Here is an 18832-nt window from a genome sequence, read left to right on the forward strand (position 1 = left end):
CCGGCTCAGCCCACGCGGTCGACGAGCAGGGCGGTGCGTCGGCCCGCGAGGCGGGTCAATACGAGGGTCGCGACATCGGAGCCGCGGAGCGAGAGCCGTGTGCGCAGCTTCGCGGGGTCGACGTCCACGCCTCGCTTCTTGATCTCGAGCGTGCCGATGCCGCGCTCGCGCAGCGCCGACTTCAGACGTCGCTCATCGAACGGCAGTTCCTCGCGCACGCGGAAGACCTGACCGAAAGGTGTCTGGGGCGGCGCGTCGCAGGTGATCCAGGCGATCGTGGGGTCGAGCATGCGTCCGTCGACGCGCCGCGCGAGTTCCCCGATGAGGCGGGCACGGATGACGGCGCCGTCGGGTTCGAGCAGGTACTCGCCCAGCGCGCCGACCGGGGCATCCGGCGCGGCCTCGGCTCCCGTCAGCTCCGTCGCTCCCGCGCCCGTGAGCAGCAGTGCTGCGCGGCCCACGCCGGCGCGCGCGAGCGCCCCCGTCCACACCACGAGCTCGACGACCTCGCGGTCCACCGAGACCCACTGCGCCTCGACCCCTCGGGCAGCAGCGCGTGGTCGAGCGCAGGGCCGAGCTTGACGCCCGTGGGGCGCTCGGCGGCCCGCGCGAACACGGCATCCAGCGGTGGCGACCAGTCGGCGGGGTCCGCGTGGCGGCGACCCCCTGCGCGCCGGGCGGGATCGAACCAGAGCGCGTCGACATCCGCGGGTTCCGCCTCGAGTGCGTCGCCGTTCACCACCCGCGCCTCCGGGAAGGGTGCGAGGTTGTAGGCCGCGATCGCCGCCGTCACCTCGTCGCGTTCGACGGCGACGACGCGCAGGCCGAGGCTCGCGAAGGCGAGCGCATCCGCTCCGATACCGCAACCCAGGTCGGCGACGGATGTCATGCCGGCCCGCGCGAAGCGGCCCGCGTGCTGCGCGGCGACCTGCAGGCGCGTCGCCTGCTCGAGTCCGTCGGGGGTGAACAGCATGCGGTCGGCGAACTCGTGGAACCGCGATCGCGCTCGGGTGCGCAGGCGTGCCTGAGTGAGCACCGCAGCGACGAGGGCGGGGAGTGGCCCGCCGCCCGCAACCGCGACACGATGCGCACGACATCCGCATCGGCCGTCACCGCACCCACCTCGTCGAGCAGCCGCAGACCCTCCGGGGTCAACAGGGCGCGCAACTCCTCGGGCGTCATGCCCTCACGCTAGTTGCCAAACGCTGTAGCGTCGTGCCCCGCGCGCCCGTCATCACTGGCGCGGGAGGCCAACCGCTGCAGCGTTTGCCGTCACATCCGGGCGGGTAACTGGCAGTCGGATTGAATGAGTGCTAACTCACGCCCTATAGTTGTTCTGGCACTCTCGAAGTGAGTGTGCCAAACCCTGAGTCTTCAGAAAGAGGTCACACGTGTCGGTCTCCATCAAGCCGCTCGAGGATCGCATCGTCATCAAGCAGGTCGAAGCCGAGCAGGTCACCGCGTCGGGTCTGGTCATTCCGGACACCGCCAAGGAGAAGCCGCAGGAGGGCGAGGTCATCGCCGTGGGTCCCGGCCGCATCGACGACAACGGCAACCGCGTTCCGCTCGATGTCGCCGTGGGCGACAAGGTGCTCTACTCCAAGTACGGCGGCACCGAGGTCAAGTTCGGTGGCGACGAGTTCCTCGTGCTCTCCGCTCGCGACGTGCTGGCGGTCGTCGTCCGCTGAGTCGTCTCGCGCTGTGGTCACCGCAGCGCAGGGCGTCCGGATGCCGCCTCCGCGACATCCTGCCGAAAGGCCCCATGGCTCTGCCATCGGGGCCTTTCTCGTCTTCTCGGTGCATTCGCGCCCACTAGCCTCGAGTGATGAGTGCCGAGCCGACCCGACGACGCGGCGGCGGCACCGGCCTCGTCTTCGCGATCGGGGCGTACGTACTCTGGGGCTTCCTTCCGGGCTTCTTCCTGCTGCTGGAACCCGCGAGCGCGTGGGAGATCGTGGCCTTCCGCGTGCTCATGTCGCTCGTGTTCTGCGCCGTGCTGCTCACCGTCACGCGCGGGTGGCGCGGCCTCTTCGGTCTCTCCCGCCAGCCGCGGGTGCTGTTCACCATGGCGCTCGCGGGCGCGCTCATCTACGTGAACTGGCAGGTGTTCGTGATCGCGGCGCTGACCGGCCACGTCGTGGAGGGCTCGCTCGGATACTTCATCAACCCCGTCATCACGGTCGCCCTCGGTGTCGTGCTGCTGCGCGAACGGTTGAGGCCGCTGCAGTGGATCGCGGTCGGGGTGTCGGTCGTCGCGATCCTCGTGATCGCGATCGGGTACGGCGCCTTCCCGTGGATCGCCCTCACGCTCGCGCTCTCCTTCGGCTTCTACGGCTTCATCAAGAAGCGGGTCGGCGCCCAGGTCGACGCCGTCTCGGGGCTCACCCTCGAGACCGCGTGGCTCGCGCCGGTCGCGGTCGTGCAGCTCGCCGTCACGGGTGCCGTGGTCGGGTTGTCGTTCGGCAGCCTGGGCCCCGTGCACCTCGCACTCATGATCGCCACGGGTGTCGTCACGGCCGTGCCGCTGCTGCTGTTCGCAGCCGCCGCCCGGCGTCTGCCCCTCGTCGCGCTCGGCCTCACGCAGTACCTGACGCCCGTGCTGCAGTTCCTGACGGGCGTCTTCCTGCTGCACGAGCCGATGCCCACAGGTCGCTGGATCGGCTTCTGTCTCGTCTGGCTCGCGCTCGTGCTGCTCACGATCGACATGATCCGGGCCGCCCGCGCCGGTCGCCGCGCCTCCCTTCCCGTGGCGTGAGCGCGCGATAGTGTCGCCGCGTGCCACGTCGACGCCGTCCCGCCCTGCTGACTGCGGCATCCGCGCTCGCCCTCGCCGCCGTGCTCGCCGGCTGCACCGCCGCCCCGATGCCGGTGCCCACGCCCACCCCGAGAAGACCGTCGCGCCGAGCGGTGACGGCGTGCTGCGCATCGGCACCCTGTTCCCCACGACGGGTGCCACCTCGTTCCTCGGGGCCGCGCAGGTCGCGGGCGTGAACGCCGCCGTGCGCGAGATCAACGCCGCGGGTGGATTCGACGGCGCACCGGTCGAGGTGGTCAACCGCGACTCCGGTGACGCGACGACCGAGAAGGCGGAGGAGTCGTTCGCCGCGCTCGTCGAGAAGGGCGTCGACGTCATCATCGGACCGAGCTCCTCGGTGCTTGCGGAGCGCCTGCTGCCTCGCGCGATCGAGGCCGGCATCCCCCTCATCTCGCCCGCCGCCACCTATCCGGGAGTGGGGACGGATGCCGAAGGCTTCTTCGCCCGCACCGTCCCGGCCTACCCGCTGCAGGGTGTCGCGCTCGGCGAGCTCCTGACGGCCCAGAAGGCTGCCGAGGTCGCCCTTGTCGTCGGCACCGACGACGTCTCGGGCTCGATCACCCCCACCCTCACCGAGTCGCTGAGCGCGAACGGGGGCGAGCTCGTCGTGACCGCAACGGTCGCCGATGCCGCGGCGGTCGCATCCGCGGTCTCGAAGGTCACCACCGCGAAGCCGGATGCCGTCGTGCTCGCCACCCCCGACAACGGCGACGTCACCAAGGCCCTCATCACGGCGCTCGTGAAGGCCGGTTACGGCGGCACGAAGCTGTGGCTCACGAGCCAGAACCTCGCCGACTACTCGCAGGCGCTGCCGGCGGGCACCCTGAAGGATGTCAACGGCGTTCTCGAAGGTGGCCGGCCCGATGACGCCTTCATCGCGAAGCTCAAGGTCGAGGACCCCGGACTCGGCGACGTGCGCTATGCGGCCGAGGCCTACGACGCGACGGTCATCGCGGCCCTCGCCGCGATCCTCGCGCACGACGACGGCGGGGCGTCGATCGCGTGGAAGCTCGGCGCTGTGACGCAGGAAGGCATCCGCTGCTCGAGCTTCGGCGAATGCGCCGACGTGCTGAGCACCGAGCCCGACATCGCCTACGAGGGTGTCGTGGGGCCGCTGCGCTTCGACGCCGCGGGGGATCCCACGCGGGCGCGGTACGACGTGCTCACCTACAACGGCGAGAACAAGGCCGCGCGAACGGCGACGACCGAGGGCTGAATCGTCGCGGCGGTGCGGATGCAGTGGTCTCGGGGCGTCAAATGTAACGATTCGGTCGCTTTACAGACCGTTAACACATCGCAACACCGGTGACACCGGGTGGCAAGTAAGTTTGAGCAACCGGGGAGGCCGGTAGGCCGCCCCACGGAACCAACAAGGAGCACAATGAGCGTCTTCACGCGTTCACGCCGCGCGAGCATCCTGGGCGCTGTCGCCCTGGTCAGCGCGGGCGCACTCGTCCTCGCCGGCTGTTCGACGGGCGGAGGAACCGAATCCGACCCGGAGGCCGACGCCTTCGACTTCCCGATCGACTGCGACGAGGCGGCGCCCGCGTCGTACACGCCGACGTATTCGTCGACGTCGACCGGTCCCGCGAGCGGCCTGACCTACAAGATCGGTACGGCCCTGCCCGCGACCGGAAACCTCGCGTTCCTCGGACCGCCCGAGATCGCAGCCACCGAGTACGCGGCATCCGTCGTGAACGAGGCGAACAAGGGCATCACGATCGACCTCATCCAGGGCGACTCGGGTGACACCGACAACAAGGCCTACGAGACGGAGATCCCGCGCGTCCTCGGCGAGGGCGCCACCGCCGTCGTCGGCGCCGCGTCGTCCGGTGTCTCGCTGCAGTTCATCGACCAGGTGATCGCAGCGGGCGCCATCCAGTTCTCGCCCGCGAACACCTCGGCTGCCTTCACCGGCTACGAGGACAACGGCCTGTACTGGCGCACCGCCCCCTCCGACGTGCTGCAGGGCGAGGTGCTCGGCAACCTCATCGCTGCGGACGGCGCTGAGACCCTCGGCATGCTGATCCTCAACGACTCCTACGGAACGGGCCTCGCCTGCTTCGCCAAGGCTGCGTTCGAGTCGGCGGGTGGCTCGGTCGTCTCGGCTGCGCTCTACAACACCGGCGACACGAACTTCTCGTCGCAGGTGGAGGACGTGCTCGCCGCCGACCCCGACGCCATCGCCCTGATCACCTTCGAAGAGGTCAAGACGATCATCCCGGAGCTGCTCGGAGCCGACTTCCCCGCCGACAAGATGTACCTCGTCGACGGCAACCTGGCGAACTTCGGTGACGAGTTCGACCCGGGCACGCTCGAGGGCGCCAAGGGCACCTACCCGGCAGTCGACCCCGCGTCGATCGCCGAGTTCCGCGACAGCCTCCAGGCCTTCTGGACGGGTGCCGGCAACGAGGAGCTCAAGGACTTCACCTACGGACCCGAGTCGTTCGACGCCGTGATCCTGCTCGCCCTGGCGGCCCTCGAGGCCGGCTCGACGGCTGGTCCCGACGTGGCGGCGCACCTGCAGCAGGTGTCGGGTGGTTCCGGTGACGGCACCAAGTGCACCACGTACGCCGAGTGCGCCGACATCATCATCGGAGGCGGCGTCGCCGACTACGACGGTGTGTCGGGCCCGATCACGTTCAACGAGGTCGGCGACCCCACGGAGGCGTCGATCGGCGTCTTCCAGTACGGGAGCGACAACAACTACTCGTTCCTGAACGTGGGCTGATCCACACACAGCACGTCGCGGCCCCGGTCTTCGGACCGGGGCCGCTTCGTTTGTGCGGGGTGGTTGTCCGACTCAGCGCGATCCTGGCACCCAGCCGCCGCGAAGGAGGGCGTCACGCACGAGGGTCACGCCCCGCTCCGGATGCTGCCGGACCTGAATGCCTGTGAGGCGCACGGTCTCGTAGCCTTCAGCCGCGTATGCCGCCTGCTTCTCGATGTCTCGTGCCCACTGACGCCTGTCGGTGCGGTGATGGTCGCCCTCGACTTCGATCAGTACGCGAAATCGCGGGTACCTCATATCGGCGATGCCGCGGAGTCGGCCCCCAACACTCCGGATCTCCACGTCGAGCTCCGGTTCCGGCAGGCCCGCGTCCTCGGCGTTGAGGCGCACGTCCGTCTCCAGCGGCGACATACTGCCTACTCGGACGCGGGCCAGGGCTCTGCGGAGGCGCGCGGTTCCCGGACGGCGCCCGATGTCGACGGCGGCGCGGAGTTCATCGAGCGTTGCGAGGCGCCATTCGGGGCGAGGGACGCCGCGGTCGTCGCGGGGAACACGCACGATCGCGTCCCCGAGTCGCACGAGGTCCCGTTCGCTCATTTCGCTGCCGAGCATCGTCCACGCGGACGCCGGGCTCGCCACTCGCAGGTCGTCGCGCACCTGGACGTCGACATACGCGGCATTCAGTGCTCGCCCGCGGATCCCGCGACCTCGCGGTGCCCGCCGCGGGGCGAACACTCCCACCTCGAGTTCGGCGCCATGAGGCGCAGGGAGGCCGAGCAGAACGGCCGCGGTGCGGCCGGCGAAGAACGCGCCCGGCGACATCACCGCGGCATAGGAACGTGCGTCTCGAATAACGCGCGCCCGCATCGCGCGGTCCCGCGCGAGCGGTGCGTCATCTGCACGCCCGGGTGGCGCATCGGCCCTTCGTCGACGTACGCCGTAGAAGGGCGCATCCAGGTCGCGCGCCCGCAGGCGCCGTGCACTCACGCCGGCTTGCCGCGCGAGCGAGTAGGAGAAGCTGTCGTCAAGCGCGGCGGGCAGCTCGCCAGGTGACCTGGGCATGCCCCAGACGACCACGTCGGGAACTCAACATGCCCCTGCCGAGTAGTTGTCCACATCCGCTGCCCCAGCGTCGTGTGTGTGCAGGAGCAGTGCCACAACTCCACTCGTCACAGATTGTTGCTTCCGCCCTCTCTAGGCGGCAATCTGCGACGAGCGAAGCGGGTCAGCTGCCCAGGGTGCCGAGGTAGAGCCCGATGACGTTCGGGTCGTTCAGCAGCTCGCGGCCCGTGCCGGTGTAGGCGTCGCGTCCCTGGTCGAGCACGTAGCCGCGGTCGCAGATCTGCAGGCAGCGCCGCGCGTTCTGCTCGACCATGATCGTCGTCACGCCCGCCTTGTTGATCTCCGAGACCCGGATGAACGCCTCGTCCTGGCGAGACGGCGAGAGCCCGGCAGACGGCTCGTCGAGCAGCAGCACGTGCGGGTCCATCATGAGCGCGCGGCCCATCGCGACCATCTGGCGCTCGCCGCCCGACAGGGAGCCGGCCCGCTGCTGCAGGCGCTTGCCGAGGTCGGGGAAGATCGAGGTCACGAAATCGATGCGCTCGGCGACGATCTTGGGCCGCTGATAGGCGCCCATCTGCAGGTTCTCGGCGATCGAGAGGCTCGGGAAGACGTTGTTGGTCTGCGGCACGAAGCCCACGCCTTTGGCGACGAGCTTGTTGGCGCGCAGGCCCGTGATGTCCTCGCCGTTGAGCTTGACGACCCCCGAGCGGATCTTCACCTGCCCGAAGATCGCCTTGAGCATGGTGGACTTGCCGGCGCCGTTCGGCCCGATGATGCCGATCAGCTCGCCCTTGGCGGCCGTCAGGCTCGCCCCGTTGAGGATGTTCACGCCGGGCAGGTAACCCGCGACGACGTCGTCGAGTTCGACGACGTACTCGGTCGGTTCCGGCGCGGTCGTGGCGGCGACCGAGGCCTGGGTGTCGCTCATCGGGCGTCCTCCTCGCCGTGGGATTCGGCATCCGCTTCGATCGCGGCGTCGACCTCGCCGGCCTCTTCGGCGAGTTCGCGCCCTCGGCGCTCAGCTCACCGGCGTGGCGGCCCGTCACGACGCCGAGGTCGACGTCCTGGTGGGCGCCGAGGTAGGCGTCGATCACGGCCTGCTCCTTCATGACCGACTCGGGCGGCCCCTCGGCCACGACCCGACCCTCGGCCATCACGACGACCCAGTCGGCGATGTGCCGCACCATGTGCATGTCGTGTTCGACGAACACGACAGTCATGCCGAGGTCCTTCAGGTCGAGGATGTGGTCGAGCAGCGACTGCGTGAGGGCGGGGTTCACGCCCGCCATCGGCTCGTCGAGCATGACGAGCTGCGGGTCGCTCATGAGGGCGCGCGCCATCTCGAGCAGCTTGCGCTGGCCGCCCGAGAGCGAGGCGGCGAAGTCCTTCTCCTTGGTGTCGAGCTTGAAGCGCGCCAGGAGCTCGCGCGCCTTCTCCTCGATCGCGGTCTCCTGCCTGCCCCACAGGAAGGGCAGGAGGCCGGCCCAGATGCGCTCGCCGGTCTGCTTCGTCGCGCCGAGCTTCATGTTCTCGAGCACCGTGAGCAGGCCGAGTGACTTCGTGAGCTGGAAGGTGCGCACCTGACCCATGCGCGCGGTCTTGTAGGCGGGGATGCCGGAGATCGCGGTGCCGTCGAACGACCAGCTGCCGGCGTTGGGCTTATCGAAGCCCGTGAGCAGGTTGAACAGCGTGGTCTTGCCCGCCCCGTTCGGCCCGATGAGCGCCGTGATGGCGTTGCGGGGGATCTCGAGGTGCTCCACGTCGACAGCCGTCAGACCGCCGAACACGCGGCGCACGCCGTCGATGACGATGATCGGGTCGACCTTGGCGACACCGGGACGGATATCGCCCGTGTGCAATCCGGTGGTCTTGGGGCGCGGGGTCGGGGGTGCGACGTCAGCGGACAAAGGTCAGCTCCTTCTTGTTCCCGAGGATGCCTTGCGGGCGGAAGATGACCAGCAGCATGAGGGCGACACCCACGAGCACGAACACGAGCATCTGGCTCTGCTGGGTGGTGAGGAAGGGCAGCCAGCCGATCTGCACGAGCGCGGGCAGCAGGTTCGACAGGAACGCTCGCACGACCCAGAACAGCACGGCGCCCAGCACGGGCCCGAAGATCGTGGCGGCGCCGCCGAGCAGCAGGGCGGTCCACACGTAGAAGGTCTGCGAGGTCACGTAGACGTTCGGGTTGACGTTGGTGCCCATGGCCGTGACGATGCCGCCCGCGGCGATGATGATGCCGCCCACGATGAGCGCCTGCATCTTGAACGCGAAGACGTTCTTGCCGAGCGAGCGAACCGCATCCTCGTCTTCGCGGATGCCGCGGATCACGCGACCCCAGGGGCTGCGCATGAGCATCCACACGAGCAGCACCGCGATCGCGATGAGCGCGAGGCCCACGACGATGACCCACCACTGGTCGGACTGGTACCTCCACGGACCCCAGCCCCACTTGCCGGGGGCAGCGGATTGCTCGCGCGGAAGCCGTTCTGGAAGCCCGAGAGACCGTCGGCCGAACCCGTGACGGTGCGGAACGTCGAGGTCAGGAACAGCAGGCGCACGACCTCCGCCGCCGCGATCGTCACGATCGCGAGGTAGTCACCGCGCAGCCGCAGCGTCGGGATGCCGAGGATGAGCGCGAAGATCACCGCAGCGATGAGGCCGATGATCGCCGCGAGCGGCCACGGGATGCCGAAGGTGAGGATCGAGATCGCGAAGCCGTATGCGCCGATCGCCATGAAGCCCGCGACGCCCATGTTGAGCAGGCCCGCGAAGCCGAAGTGCACCGAGAGCCCGATGGCGGCGAGCACGTACCCGAGCGTCGCCGGCGCGAGGATCTGCGCAGCGGTGAGGGACAGGATCTGCAGGAAATCCATCGTCGTTATCCGATTCTCTCTTTACGCCCGAGGATGCCTTGCGGGCGGAACAGCAGCACCACGATGAGCACGACGAGCGCGCCGACGTACTTCAGGTCGGACGAGATCCACAGCGTCGAGATCTCCACGAGCAGGCCGACGATGATCGATCCGACGAGCGCTCCGAAGGCCGTGCCGAGGCCGCCGAGCGTGATCGCGGCGAACATCAGCAGCAGGATGCTCGTGCCCATGTCCCACTTGATGCCGGGGCGGAAGTACGCCCAGAGCACGCCCGACAGGCCGGCGAGCGCGGCAGCGATGATCCAGACGATGCGCACCACGGCATCCACGTCGATACCGCTCGCGGATGCGAGAGACGGGTTGTCGGAGACGGCACGCGTCGCGCGACCGATGCGGGTGCGCATGAGCCACCAGGCGAAGACGAGGATCACGATGACCGAGATCGCCATGCTGATCACGTCGGTGAGCGTCAGCCGGATCGGGCCGAGGCCCGGGATCGTCTCGGTGACGGCGCCGGGCAGCTGCTGGGTGCGTCCGCCGATGAACATCTGGATGACGTAGCGCAGCGCAAGCGAGAGACCGATCGACACGATCATGACTTGAACCAGCCCCAGGCCCTTTCGCCTGAGCGGTCTCCAGATGCCCGCATCCATCCCGAGCCCGAACAGCGCCGAGACGATGACCGCGAACGGCACCGCGATCCAGATCGGCATCACCCCGGACGCCAGCAACGCCACGAGGGCGCCGAAGGTCACCATCTCGCCGTGGGCGAAGTTGGCGAGGCCCGTCGTGCCGTAGACGAGGGTGGCGCCGATCGCCGCGAGGGCGAGCATGAGTCCGAAGTTGAGGCCGTTCACGGCGCGCGAGAGGAACTGCTCCCAGAAACCGATCGTGTCGCGCTCGGCCGCACCGAGCGTGAAGTTGCGCGTCACGGTGCTCGTGGCTCCGAACTCGGCCTCCGTCGTGAACGAGAAGCCCTCGGGCACCTCGACGCCCGCCGGCAAGCTCGACTCGACGAGTTCGACGGTCCAGACGCCGTCCTTGCTCGGCACGGGCACACGCCAGGTGCCCTTCGCATCCGTCGTGTCTTCGCCCTCGAATCCGTCGCCGCCGGTGACGCGGACGGTTGCGCCCTCGACGGGCTCGCCCTCCGTGCGCACGTTGCCGGCGATCGCCTGAGGGAAGTCCTCGGTGAGCACGCCGGTGTCGGCAGCCGCGGGACCGGCGATGCCCATGAGCAGCGCCCCGCCGAATGCGCTGGCGAGCAGCGCCATGAGTGCGCGCCGCCAACGGATGTCCGTGTGCGATTTCCGGGTGATCGCCACCGGCACCTCCTGTGTGATCGGTCGACGCCGCGGAACCCGGAGGCGGCCACGGCGACACCTGAACGTAGTCAGCGGATGTTGCCTTCGTGTTTCGAACGCATCATCGCGTTCGAACAGTATGGACGCGTCATGGGCATCCGTCCAACGCGAGGCGCGCGCGGAATGCCATCGCCGCCGAACCGTTAACATGGATTACCGGTCTTCGATGCTGCAGCCGGGCTCACCTCATCGCGACCTCAGGGGACACCATGGACCAGCCCGATCCGTTCGGTTTCGTCGGACTCACCTACGACGACGTCATGCTGCTGCCCGGGCACACCGACGTCATCCCGAGCGAGGCGGACACGTCCTCACAGCTGACCCGCCGCATCCGAGTGAGCGCACCGCTGCTGTCGAGCGCGATGGACACCGTGACCGAGTCGCGCATGGCGATCGCGATGGCGCGCCAGGGCGGCATCGGCATCCTGCACCGCAACCTCTCGATCGAGGATCAGGCCACGCACGTCGACAAGGTCAAGCGTTCCGAGTCGGGCATGATCACGAACCCCGTCACGACGACGCCCGACGCGACGGTCGCCGAGGTCGACGAGCTGTGCGGCAAGTTCCGGGTCTCCGGGTTGCCGGTCGTCGAGGGCGACGGGATGCTCGTGGGCATCATCACCAACCGCGACATGCGCTTCGTCTCGCCCTTCGAGAAGTCGACGACGCTCGTGCGCGATGTCATGACGAAGACCCCGCTCATCACGGCACGCGAGGGCATCGACCCGGATGAGGCGGTCGCGATCTTCGCGCAGCACAAGATCGAGAAGCTGCCGCTCGTGGACGGCGAGGGCGCCTGCGCGGGCTCATCACGGTCAAGGACTTCGACAAGAGCGAGCAGTACCCGAACGCGACGAAGGACGAGGAGGGCCGCCTGCGGGTCGGCGCCGCGATCGGCTTCTTCGGCGACGCGTGGGAGCGCGCGGGCGCGCTGCGGGATGCCGGCGTCGACGTGCTCGTGGTCGACACCGCGAACGGCGACTCGGCGGGGGTGCTCGACATCATCCGGCGTCTGAAGAGCGACGCGGCCTTCGCGGGCATCGACGTGATCGGCGGCAACGTCGCGACCCGCTCGGGGGCGCAGGCGCTCGTCGACGCGGGCGCGGATGCCGTGAAGGTGGGTGTGGGACCGGGATCGATCTGCACGACGCGCGTGGTGGCCGGGGTCGGCGTGCCGCAGGTGACCGCGGTGTACGAGGCATCGCTCGCGGCGCGCGAGCGTGGCATCCCCGTGATCGCGGATGGCGGCTTGCAGTACTCGGGCGACATCGCGAAGGCCCTCGTGGCGGGTGCCGACACGGTCATGCTCGGATCGCTGCTGGCCGGCACCGACGAGTCGCCCGGCGACCTCGTGTACGTGGGCGGCAAGCAGTTCAAGAACTACCGCGGCATGGGCTCGCTCGGCGCGCTCTCGGATCGCGGCAAGAAGACGTCGTACTCGCGTGACCGCTACTTCCAGGCCGATGTGCCCTCGGATGCGCAGCTGATCCCCGAGGGCATCGAGGGTCGCGTGGCCTACCGCGGCTCGCTCGGGGCCGTCGTCTACCAGCTCGTGGGCGGCCTGCGCCAGTCGATGTTCTACGTGGGCGCTCGCACGATCGACGAGCTCAAGCAGCGCGGCAAGTTCGTGCGCATCACTCCCGCGGGCCTCAAGGAATCCCACCCCCACGACATCCAGATGGTCGTGGAGGCCCCCAACTACTCGCGCTGAGGTCGCGGCTCGTCACCCCCGGGCCTCTTGCGCGTAGAGGTTCCGTCCTCGGCGCCGAGTCCGTCGGCGGGAGCAACCACACCGTCGGCGGGAGCAACCGCGGGCGCGGGCGGCGAACGACACAGGCGGCGGGAGCAGTTGCTCCCTCCGGCCGACCGCTTCTCCGCCCGATGCCGCGCTCTGTCGGCGCACGGCGGCGTCTTCCGAGCGTTTCCACAGAGAACGTGTCTGCGGTTTTTCCACAGATCGACCGTGGGCGGCTCCGGTGCCGGCTGCGGGCGTAGATCCTGCTCGGCATGGACCTCACCTCAATCGCAACGTCGCACGGCCTTGTCTTCACCTCCGATTTCCTCCGCATCGGCTCCGATACGCGCGAGCTGGCGCGAGCGGTTGCGCGTGGTGAACTCGTCAAGCTGCGGCGAGGCGCTTATGTGCGTTCCGCGGAATGGGAGGCGGCTGACGAACGGTGGCGCCACCTGTTGCGCGCGGAGGCGGTCGCGCGTGACGCTCGCCGGGAACTCCCATTCGCCGGCGCGACCGCGGCGGCCGTGTGGGGGATGTGGCAGCACAGCTACCCGGATGACGTCGTCTTCCTCGACAGGTGGAAGGGCGGCGGGCGCTCCGAACCCGGCGTCCGGCGGATCACCGCAGCAGCGAGCACGGCGCGCCTCCGACGTGTCGAGGGACGCCTCGTCACGGATGTTGCTCGCACCGCCATCGACGTCGCGCGGTCTGCGGACTTCATGACGGCCGTCGGCACGCTCGATTGGACCCTCTGGCGTCGGAACCCCTTCCGTGTGACCCGCGAGCAACTCGCCGCCGAGCTTGAGAAGTTTCCGCCGACGCTGCGGCGCCGCTTCGTTGAGCGCGCCATCATGTTCGCCTCGCCGCTTTCGGACTCCTATGCCGAATCGTTCGCGCGCGCTCTCATGTTCGAGCTCGGGTACGAGTTGCCAGAGCAGCAGGTCGAGTTCCCGCACGCGACCGGGGTGTATGCCGTGGACTTCGCCTGGCGACGGCTTCGGGTGATCGCCGAGATAGACGGGTTCGGCAAGTACCTCGATCCGTCGATGAACGGAGGCGACCCCGCGCGGGTGGTGCTAGCCGAGAAGCTGCGCGAAGACGAGCTTCGACGCCAGGGTTACACCGTCATCCGGCTCTACTGGTCGGATCTCATGAACCCGGCGGCGCTCATGGCGAAGCTCGACGCCGCCGGCGTTCGGCGCGGGCGGCGATGACGCGACGCGGAGTGAGTAGTTGCTCCCGCCGCTCGAACGGAATGCCGCCCGCGGCGGCGATTGCTCTCGCCGAAGGTGCGGTTTCCCCCGCCGCTGGGTCACCGCTCCCGCCGCGCCACGGACGGGTCGGGCGCCCGCACCCCGGGTAGGGTGGAGCGGTGAGCGACATCGAGATCGGCCGGGCGAAGCGCGCGCGCAGGGCGTACGCGTTCGACGACATCGCGATCGTGCCGAGCAGGCGCACGCGCGACCCGCAGGACGTGAGCATCAGCTGGACGATCGACGCGTTCACATTCGACATCCCGGTGCTCGCGGCCCCCATGGACTCGGTCGTGAGCCCCGCCACGGCGATCGCGATCGGGCGGTTGGGCGGCCTCGGCGTGCTCGACCTCGAGGGCGTGTGGACGCGCTACGAGAACCCGGAGTCGGTGCTCGCCGAGATCCGCGAGCTCGCGCCGGAGGACGCCACGGTTCGCATGCAGCAGCTGTACGCCGAACCGGTGAAGCCCGAGCTCATCAAGGAGCGGCTCGCCGAGATCCGCGAGGCCGGCGTGCCGGTGGCCGGCGCGCTCAGCCCGCAGCGCACCCAGGAGCACTACAAGACCGTGGTCGACGCGGGCGTCGACCTCTTCGTCATCCGCGGCACGACCGTGAGCGCCGAGCACGTGAGCAAGGCCGTCGAGCCGCTCAACCTCAAGAAGTTCATCTACGAACTCGACGTGCCGGTCATCGTGGGCGGCGCGTCCACCTACACCGCGGCCCTGCACCTCATGCGCACGGGCGCGGCGGGCGTGCTCGTCGGGTTCGGCGGGGGAGCCGCGAGCACCACGCGAACGAGCCTCGGCATCCACGCGCCCATGGCGACGGCGGTGGCGGATGTCGCGGGCGCGCGCCGCGATTACCTCGACGAGTCGGGTGGCCGCTACGTGCACGTCATCGCCGACGGCGGTCTCGGCACGAGCGGCGACATCGTGAAGGCGATCTCGATGGGCGCGGATGCCGTGATGCTCGGATCGACGCTGGCCCGCGCCGAGGAGGCACCGGGTGGCGGCTTCCACTGGGGTCCCGAGGCGCACCACCCCGAGCTGCCGCGCGGCAACCGCGTGCAGGTCGGCACCATCGCGCCTCTCGAGCAGGTGCTCTTCGGGCCGTCGTCGCATCCCGACGGCCAGGTCAACCTCATGGGCGCCCTGCGGCGCTCGATGGCGACCACGGGCTACTCCGAGCTCAAGGAGTTCCAGCGCGTCGAGGTCGTCGTCGCGCCCTACCTGCAGAGCTGAACGCCTGCCACGGCTCCAGCCGCGCCATGAAGCCGGCCGCGGCCTAGGCTGGACCCATGGCGGAGCTGAGCCCCGCGGGGCGGCAGGCGGCACTCGCGGCGATGCGCGAGCAGCAGCTCGACGTGCTCGTCGTGGGCGGGGGCATCGTGGGCGCGGGCACGGCGCTCGAGGCCGTGACGCGCGGCCTGAGCACGGGCATCGTGGAGGCGCGCGACTGGGGCTCCGGCACGAGTTCGCGCAGCAGCAAGCTCGTGCACGGCGGCATCCGCTACCTCGAACAGCTCGACTTCCGTCTCGTGCGCGAGGCGCTCATCGAGCGCGGCTTGCTGTTGCAGCGCATCGCCCCGCACCTGGTCAAGCCCGTCAAGTTCCTCTACCCCGTGACGGTGCCCCTCGTCGAGCGCGCCTACATCGGCGCGGGCATGACCCTCTACGACCTCTTCTCCTGGACCGGCGGCCGCGAGCCCGGCGTGCCGCACCACCGCCACCTCACCAAGCGGCAGCTCGCGAAGGCCGCGCCCGATCTTCGGCCGGATGCCTTCCGCGGCGGCCTGGTCTATTACGACGCCCAGGTCGACGACGCGCGCTACGTCGCGAGCCTCGTGCGCACGGCTGCCGAGTACGGCGCCCATGCGGCGAACAGGGTGAAGGTCGAGGGTCTGCTGCGCGAGGGCGCCCGGGTCGTGGGGGTCGAGGCGGTCGATCGCGAGACGGGCGAGCGCCTCGAGATCCGCGCCCGCGAGGTGGTCTCGGCGACGGGCGTGTGGACGGATGAGCTCCAGGCGATGGCGGGAGTGCGTCCGTTCCGCGTACGCGCGTCGAAGGGCGTGCACCTCGTGGTGCCGCGGGATCGCATCCGGGGCACCCTCGGCCTGCTGCTGCGCACCGAGAAGAGCGTGCTGTTCCTCATCCCGTGGGGACGCCACTGGCTCATCGGCACGACCGACACCGACTGGGAGCTCGACCTCGCGCATCCGGCGGCCACCGCTGCCGACATCGACTACCTGCTCGCGCACATCAACTCGGTGCTCGCGACTCCGCTCACGCGCGACGACGTCGAGGGTGTGTACGCGGGTCTGCGCCCCCTGCTCGCGGGCGAGAGCGACGAGACGAGCAAGCTCAGCCGCGAGCACATCGTGGCGACGCCGGTTCCCGGCTTCGTGTCGGTCGCGGGCGGCAAGCTCACGACCTACCGCGTCATGGCGAAGGACACCGTGGATGCCGTGGCGCGCGGGATCGAGCGCCCCACCCCGCCGTCGGTCACCGAGCACATCGGGCTCACCGGCGCCGAGGGTTATCCCGCTGCCTGGAACCGCCGCGGTCGCATCGCCCGCAAGCACGGACTCACGCCCGGCGCGGTCGGCCACCTGCTCAACCGCTTCGGCACCCACGCGCGCGAGGTGCTCGCGCTCATCGACGCGCGCCCCGAGCTCGGTGCGTTGCTGCCGGGCTCGGAGGACTACCTCGCCGCCGAGGTCGTCTACGCGGTCACCCACGAGGGCGCCTTGCATCTGGACGACGTGCTGGCCCGCCGCACGCGGATGTCGATCGAGGCGTGGGATCGCGGCGTCTCGGCCGCGCCGGTCGCGGCACGTCTCATGGGCGAGGTGCTGGGCTGGGACGACGCCCGGGTCGACCTCGAGGTCTCCCGCTACCTCGAGCGGGTGGAGGCCGAGCGCGCCAGTCAGCTCGAACCGGATGACGCATCCGCCGATCGCGTGCGGCTCGCCGCCCGCGAGGTCTAGCCCCCGTCCGGGGCGGACCGGTTGCTGGATGAGGACCACTCGGCTACCGTGGAAAAGCGCCTTCTGGCCTGAACGGAGAACCCGAGTGTCTCGCAACCGCCGCACCCTGTCCGCTGCGCTCGTCGGCGCCCTCGTCGTCTCCGGGTCGGTGCTCCTCGCTGCACCCCCGGCCGCCGCCGCCACCACGCACGTACCGGCAACCGCTATCGCGCCGGATAGTACGAGCTACTTGGGCTGGCACGCAGAAGCCGGAACCTTCGCGGATGCCTGGAACGGCCTGCGAGTCGGCGCCGGAGCCGACAGCTACATCCTGAACGGACTCGTGGCCAGCGGTGCCCCCGGCCTCACCACCACGGGGACGGCGCTCGGCGCCCTCATCACGAGCGCCTCCATCACGGGAGTCGGGAGCGTGCAGATGGAGGTGCCGATCTCGGTAGGCGCCGTCAATCCGCCCGCGAGCGACTCCTGGGCCACGCTGTACTCCCGGTACTCCGTCATCGGCGCCTCGCCGCAGCTGACCGACTTGTGGATCTCGTCTCGCGCGATCACCCTCAACGGCGCGAACGTGCCCGCCAACGCGCCCCTCCCGCTCGGCGACATCCTGGCCGAGCTCGACGTCGCGGGAGACGTCAAGTACTCGGGCTACGGCTTCTACGCCGCCGACCAGAGTCCTGCGGCGGCCGTCGCGAGCATGACGTTCGGTGCCGACACGACCACCTTCGGCCGTATCGTCTCGCCGGTCGCCGCATCGTCGACCGTCGCCGTCGCGTCGTCCGACATCCGTCCGGATGAGACGAGCTACCCCGGCTGGCACGAGGGCTACGCGAACGCGACGCCCGCCTTCGCGGTGGACAGCGACGGCCTTCGTCTCGGCATCGGTGCGAACTCGCAGATCATCAACGGCCTCGCGACGCCGCTCGCGACGACCGACCCGTTCTCGCTGCTCGTCTCCGCGTCGGTGACCGTGGCGTCCGGCGAGGCGTTCCTGCAGGTGCCCGTGTTTTTCGGGCCCGGCACCGACTTCGCCACCCTGCGCCCCGCGGCGGGGGCGGGCGCAGGTACCACCGGTGTCGCTCTCACCGACCAGTGGATGTCGAGCCGTGCGATCCCTGCGACGGCGGCGACCCCGGCGATCGCGGCCAACACCCCCATCGTGCTCGGCGACCTGCTCGAGGCGTTGCTGGCCCAGGGCGGATCGCTGCGGGTGCTCGCGTTCGGTGTGCTGGCTCAGGCGACTGCGCCGACCGTCGTCACCGCCATCGTCTGGAACGGGGTCACCTACAGCTTCGTTCCCACCCTCGCGGCGACGGGCGTGCAGGGTCTCGTGCTGCCCGCATCCGCGGCCGGCGCGGCGCTTCTCCTGGGTGGCCTGCTGCTTCTTCTGCGACGTCGTCTCGCGCGCCGCGGGGTGTAATCAGAACCAGCGCTCGAGTTCCGCCCCTTATAAGGTGGACGGGTTCCGAACGAGCGGAGGGGTCGCGATGGTCGACGTGCGGCGGGTCAAGCTTCCCGGAGTGGGAGTGTTGCACACCTTCGTCACGGTCGACGGCGGCAAGGTGGGCGTCATCACGCACCGTTCGGGCGCATCCGATCTGTTCTGCTTCTCCGACGCGGAGGACGGCGAGGCGCACAAGGTGACCGTGCGGCTCGACGACGACGAGGCCCATACTCTCGCCGAGCTGCTCGGCGGCACCCGCATCACCGAGTCGCTCAGCGGCCTCGAGCAGGTTCCCGGGCTCTCGATCGACTGGTTCCACGTCGACTACGACCATCACGTGGCCGGTCAGCCGCTCGGCTCGATGACCGATCGCGGGCTGCCGGGCGTGACCGTCGTGGCGGTCGTACGCGGAGACTCGACGAATCCCGCCCCCGATGCCGACTTCAAGGTATTCCCGGGTGACACCCTTGTGGTCGCGGGCGCCCCCGAGAAGGTCGCGAAGGCGTTCCAGTTCTACCGCACCGGCGAGTTCAAGCCGCGCACCCCCGACGCCCCGCCGGGCGGCTGAG

General features: G+C 69.7%; 12 protein-coding genes and 4 pseudogenes. 10 read left to right on the forward strand and 6 right to left on the reverse strand.

Annotated features, from left to right (window positions below; all coding sequences use genetic code 11):
* Positions 1-5 precede the first annotated feature (5 nt).
* Positions 6-1182, reverse strand: a pseudogene (locus QQK29_RS08375) (THUMP-like domain-containing protein).
* 209 nt (positions 1183-1391) lie between these two features.
* On the opposite strand from QQK29_RS08375, the gene groES reads away from it, so the two are divergent.
* From groES to QQK29_RS08395, 4 genes are all read left to right on the forward strand, one after another.
* Positions 1392-1688: a co-chaperone GroES gene (gene groES, locus QQK29_RS08380; RefSeq protein ID WP_284299443.1), complete on the forward strand. Its 297-nt coding sequence runs from the start codon at positions 1392-1394 to the stop codon at positions 1686-1688.
* A 137-nt stretch (positions 1689-1825) separates the two neighbouring features.
* The gene (rarD, locus tag QQK29_RS08385; RefSeq protein WP_284299445.1) at positions 1826-2755 is read left to right on the forward strand and encodes an EamA family transporter RarD; all 930 of its coding nucleotides are present in this window, start codon (positions 1826-1828) and stop codon (positions 2753-2755) included.
* A gap of 10 nt (positions 2756-2765) precedes the next feature.
* On the forward strand, positions 2766-4031 hold the full coding sequence (locus QQK29_RS08390; protein WP_284299446.1) for an ABC transporter substrate-binding protein: 1266 nt from the start codon (positions 2766-2768) through the stop codon (positions 4029-4031).
* A 165-nt stretch (positions 4032-4196) separates the two neighbouring features.
* Positions 4197-5546 (forward strand): ABC transporter substrate-binding protein, encoded by a 1350-nt coding sequence (locus QQK29_RS08395; protein ID WP_284299448.1) that lies wholly within the window; start codon positions 4197-4199, stop codon positions 5544-5546.
* A gap of 72 nt (positions 5547-5618) precedes the next feature.
* Here the strand turns inward: QQK29_RS08395 and QQK29_RS08400 are convergent, their stop codons facing one another.
* The 5 genes and pseudogenes from QQK29_RS08400 to QQK29_RS08420 all read right to left on the reverse strand — a co-directional run bounded on the left by QQK29_RS08400 (position 5619) and on the right by QQK29_RS08420 (position 10761).
* Positions 5619-6623 (reverse strand): hypothetical protein, encoded by a 1005-nt coding sequence (locus QQK29_RS08400; protein ID WP_284299450.1) that lies wholly within the window; start codon positions 6621-6623, stop codon positions 5619-5621.
* A 148-nt stretch (positions 6624-6771) separates the two neighbouring features.
* Entirely contained in the window at positions 6772-7539 is a 768-nt protein-coding gene (locus QQK29_RS08405) for an ABC transporter ATP-binding protein (RefSeq protein ID WP_284299452.1), read from the reverse strand.
* A gap of 106 nt (positions 7540-7645) precedes the next feature.
* Positions 7646-8470 (reverse strand): annotated as a pseudogene (locus QQK29_RS08410) (ABC transporter ATP-binding protein); the annotation flags it as partial.
* A 37-nt stretch (positions 8471-8507) separates the two neighbouring features.
* Positions 8508-9487, reverse strand: a pseudogene (locus tag QQK29_RS08415) (branched-chain amino acid ABC transporter permease).
* A 5-nt stretch (positions 9488-9492) separates the two neighbouring features.
* Positions 9493-10761, reverse strand: a complete 1269-nt coding sequence (locus tag QQK29_RS08420) for an ABC transporter permease subunit (protein ID WP_431308784.1) — start codon at positions 10759-10761, stop codon at positions 9493-9495.
* Between the two features lie 299 nt (positions 10762-11060).
* Here QQK29_RS08420 and guaB point away from each other — a divergent pair.
* From guaB to QQK29_RS08450, 6 genes and pseudogenes are all read left to right on the forward strand, one after another.
* A pseudogene (gene guaB / locus QQK29_RS08425) lies at positions 11061-12562 on the forward strand (IMP dehydrogenase).
* 296 nt (positions 12563-12858) lie between these two features.
* Positions 12859-13800, forward strand: a complete 942-nt coding sequence (locus QQK29_RS08430) for a type IV toxin-antitoxin system AbiEi family antitoxin domain-containing protein (RefSeq protein ID WP_284299454.1) — start codon at positions 12859-12861, stop codon at positions 13798-13800.
* A gap of 158 nt (positions 13801-13958) precedes the next feature.
* On the forward strand, positions 13959-15080 hold the full coding sequence (locus tag QQK29_RS08435) for a GuaB3 family IMP dehydrogenase-related protein (protein ID WP_284299456.1): 1122 nt from the start codon (positions 13959-13961) through the stop codon (positions 15078-15080).
* A gap of 56 nt (positions 15081-15136) precedes the next feature.
* Positions 15137-16825, forward strand: a complete 1689-nt coding sequence (locus QQK29_RS08440; protein WP_284299458.1) for a glycerol-3-phosphate dehydrogenase/oxidase — start codon at positions 15137-15139, stop codon at positions 16823-16825.
* Between the two features lie 85 nt (positions 16826-16910).
* Positions 16911-18239, forward strand: a complete 1329-nt coding sequence (locus QQK29_RS08445) for a hypothetical protein (RefSeq protein ID WP_284299460.1) — start codon at positions 16911-16913, stop codon at positions 18237-18239.
* Between the two features lie 67 nt (positions 18240-18306).
* A complete protein-coding gene (locus tag QQK29_RS08450) occupies positions 18307-18831 on the forward strand; it encodes a cation:proton antiporter regulatory subunit (protein ID WP_284299461.1) in 525 nt (174 codons plus the stop codon).
* Position 18832 lies beyond the last annotated feature (1 nt).

This window comes from Homoserinibacter gongjuensis, from assembly GCF_030161875.1.
GTDB classification, from domain to species: Bacteria; Actinomycetota; Actinomycetes; order Actinomycetales; family Microbacteriaceae; genus Homoserinibacter; species Homoserinibacter gongjuensis.

Bases quoted from the DNA above. Each gene is read 5' to 3' on its own strand.
- QQK29_RS08395 (WP_284299448.1), top strand. From the start codon at position 4,197: ATGAGCGTCTTCACGCGTTCACGCCGCGCGAGCATCCTGGGCGCTGTC.
- QQK29_RS08405 (WP_284299452.1), bottom strand. From the start codon at position 7,539: ATGAGCGACACCCAGGCCTCGGTCGCCGCCACGACCGCGCCGGAACCG.
- QQK29_RS08430 (WP_284299454.1), top strand. From the start codon at position 12,859: ATGGACCTCACCTCAATCGCAACGTCGCACGGCCTTGTCTTCACCTCC.
- QQK29_RS08420 (WP_431308784.1), bottom strand. From the start codon at position 10,761: ATGGCGCTGCTCGCCAGCGCATTCGGCGGGGCGCTGCTCATGGGCATC.
- QQK29_RS08440 (WP_284299458.1), top strand. From the start codon at position 15,137: ATGGCGGAGCTGAGCCCCGCGGGGCGGCAGGCGGCACTCGCGGCGATG.
- QQK29_RS08450 (WP_284299461.1), top strand. From the start codon at position 18,307: ATGGTCGACGTGCGGCGGGTCAAGCTTCCCGGAGTGGGAGTGTTGCAC.
- rarD (WP_284299445.1), top strand. From the start codon at position 1,826: ATGAGTGCCGAGCCGACCCGACGACGCGGCGGCGGCACCGGCCTCGTC.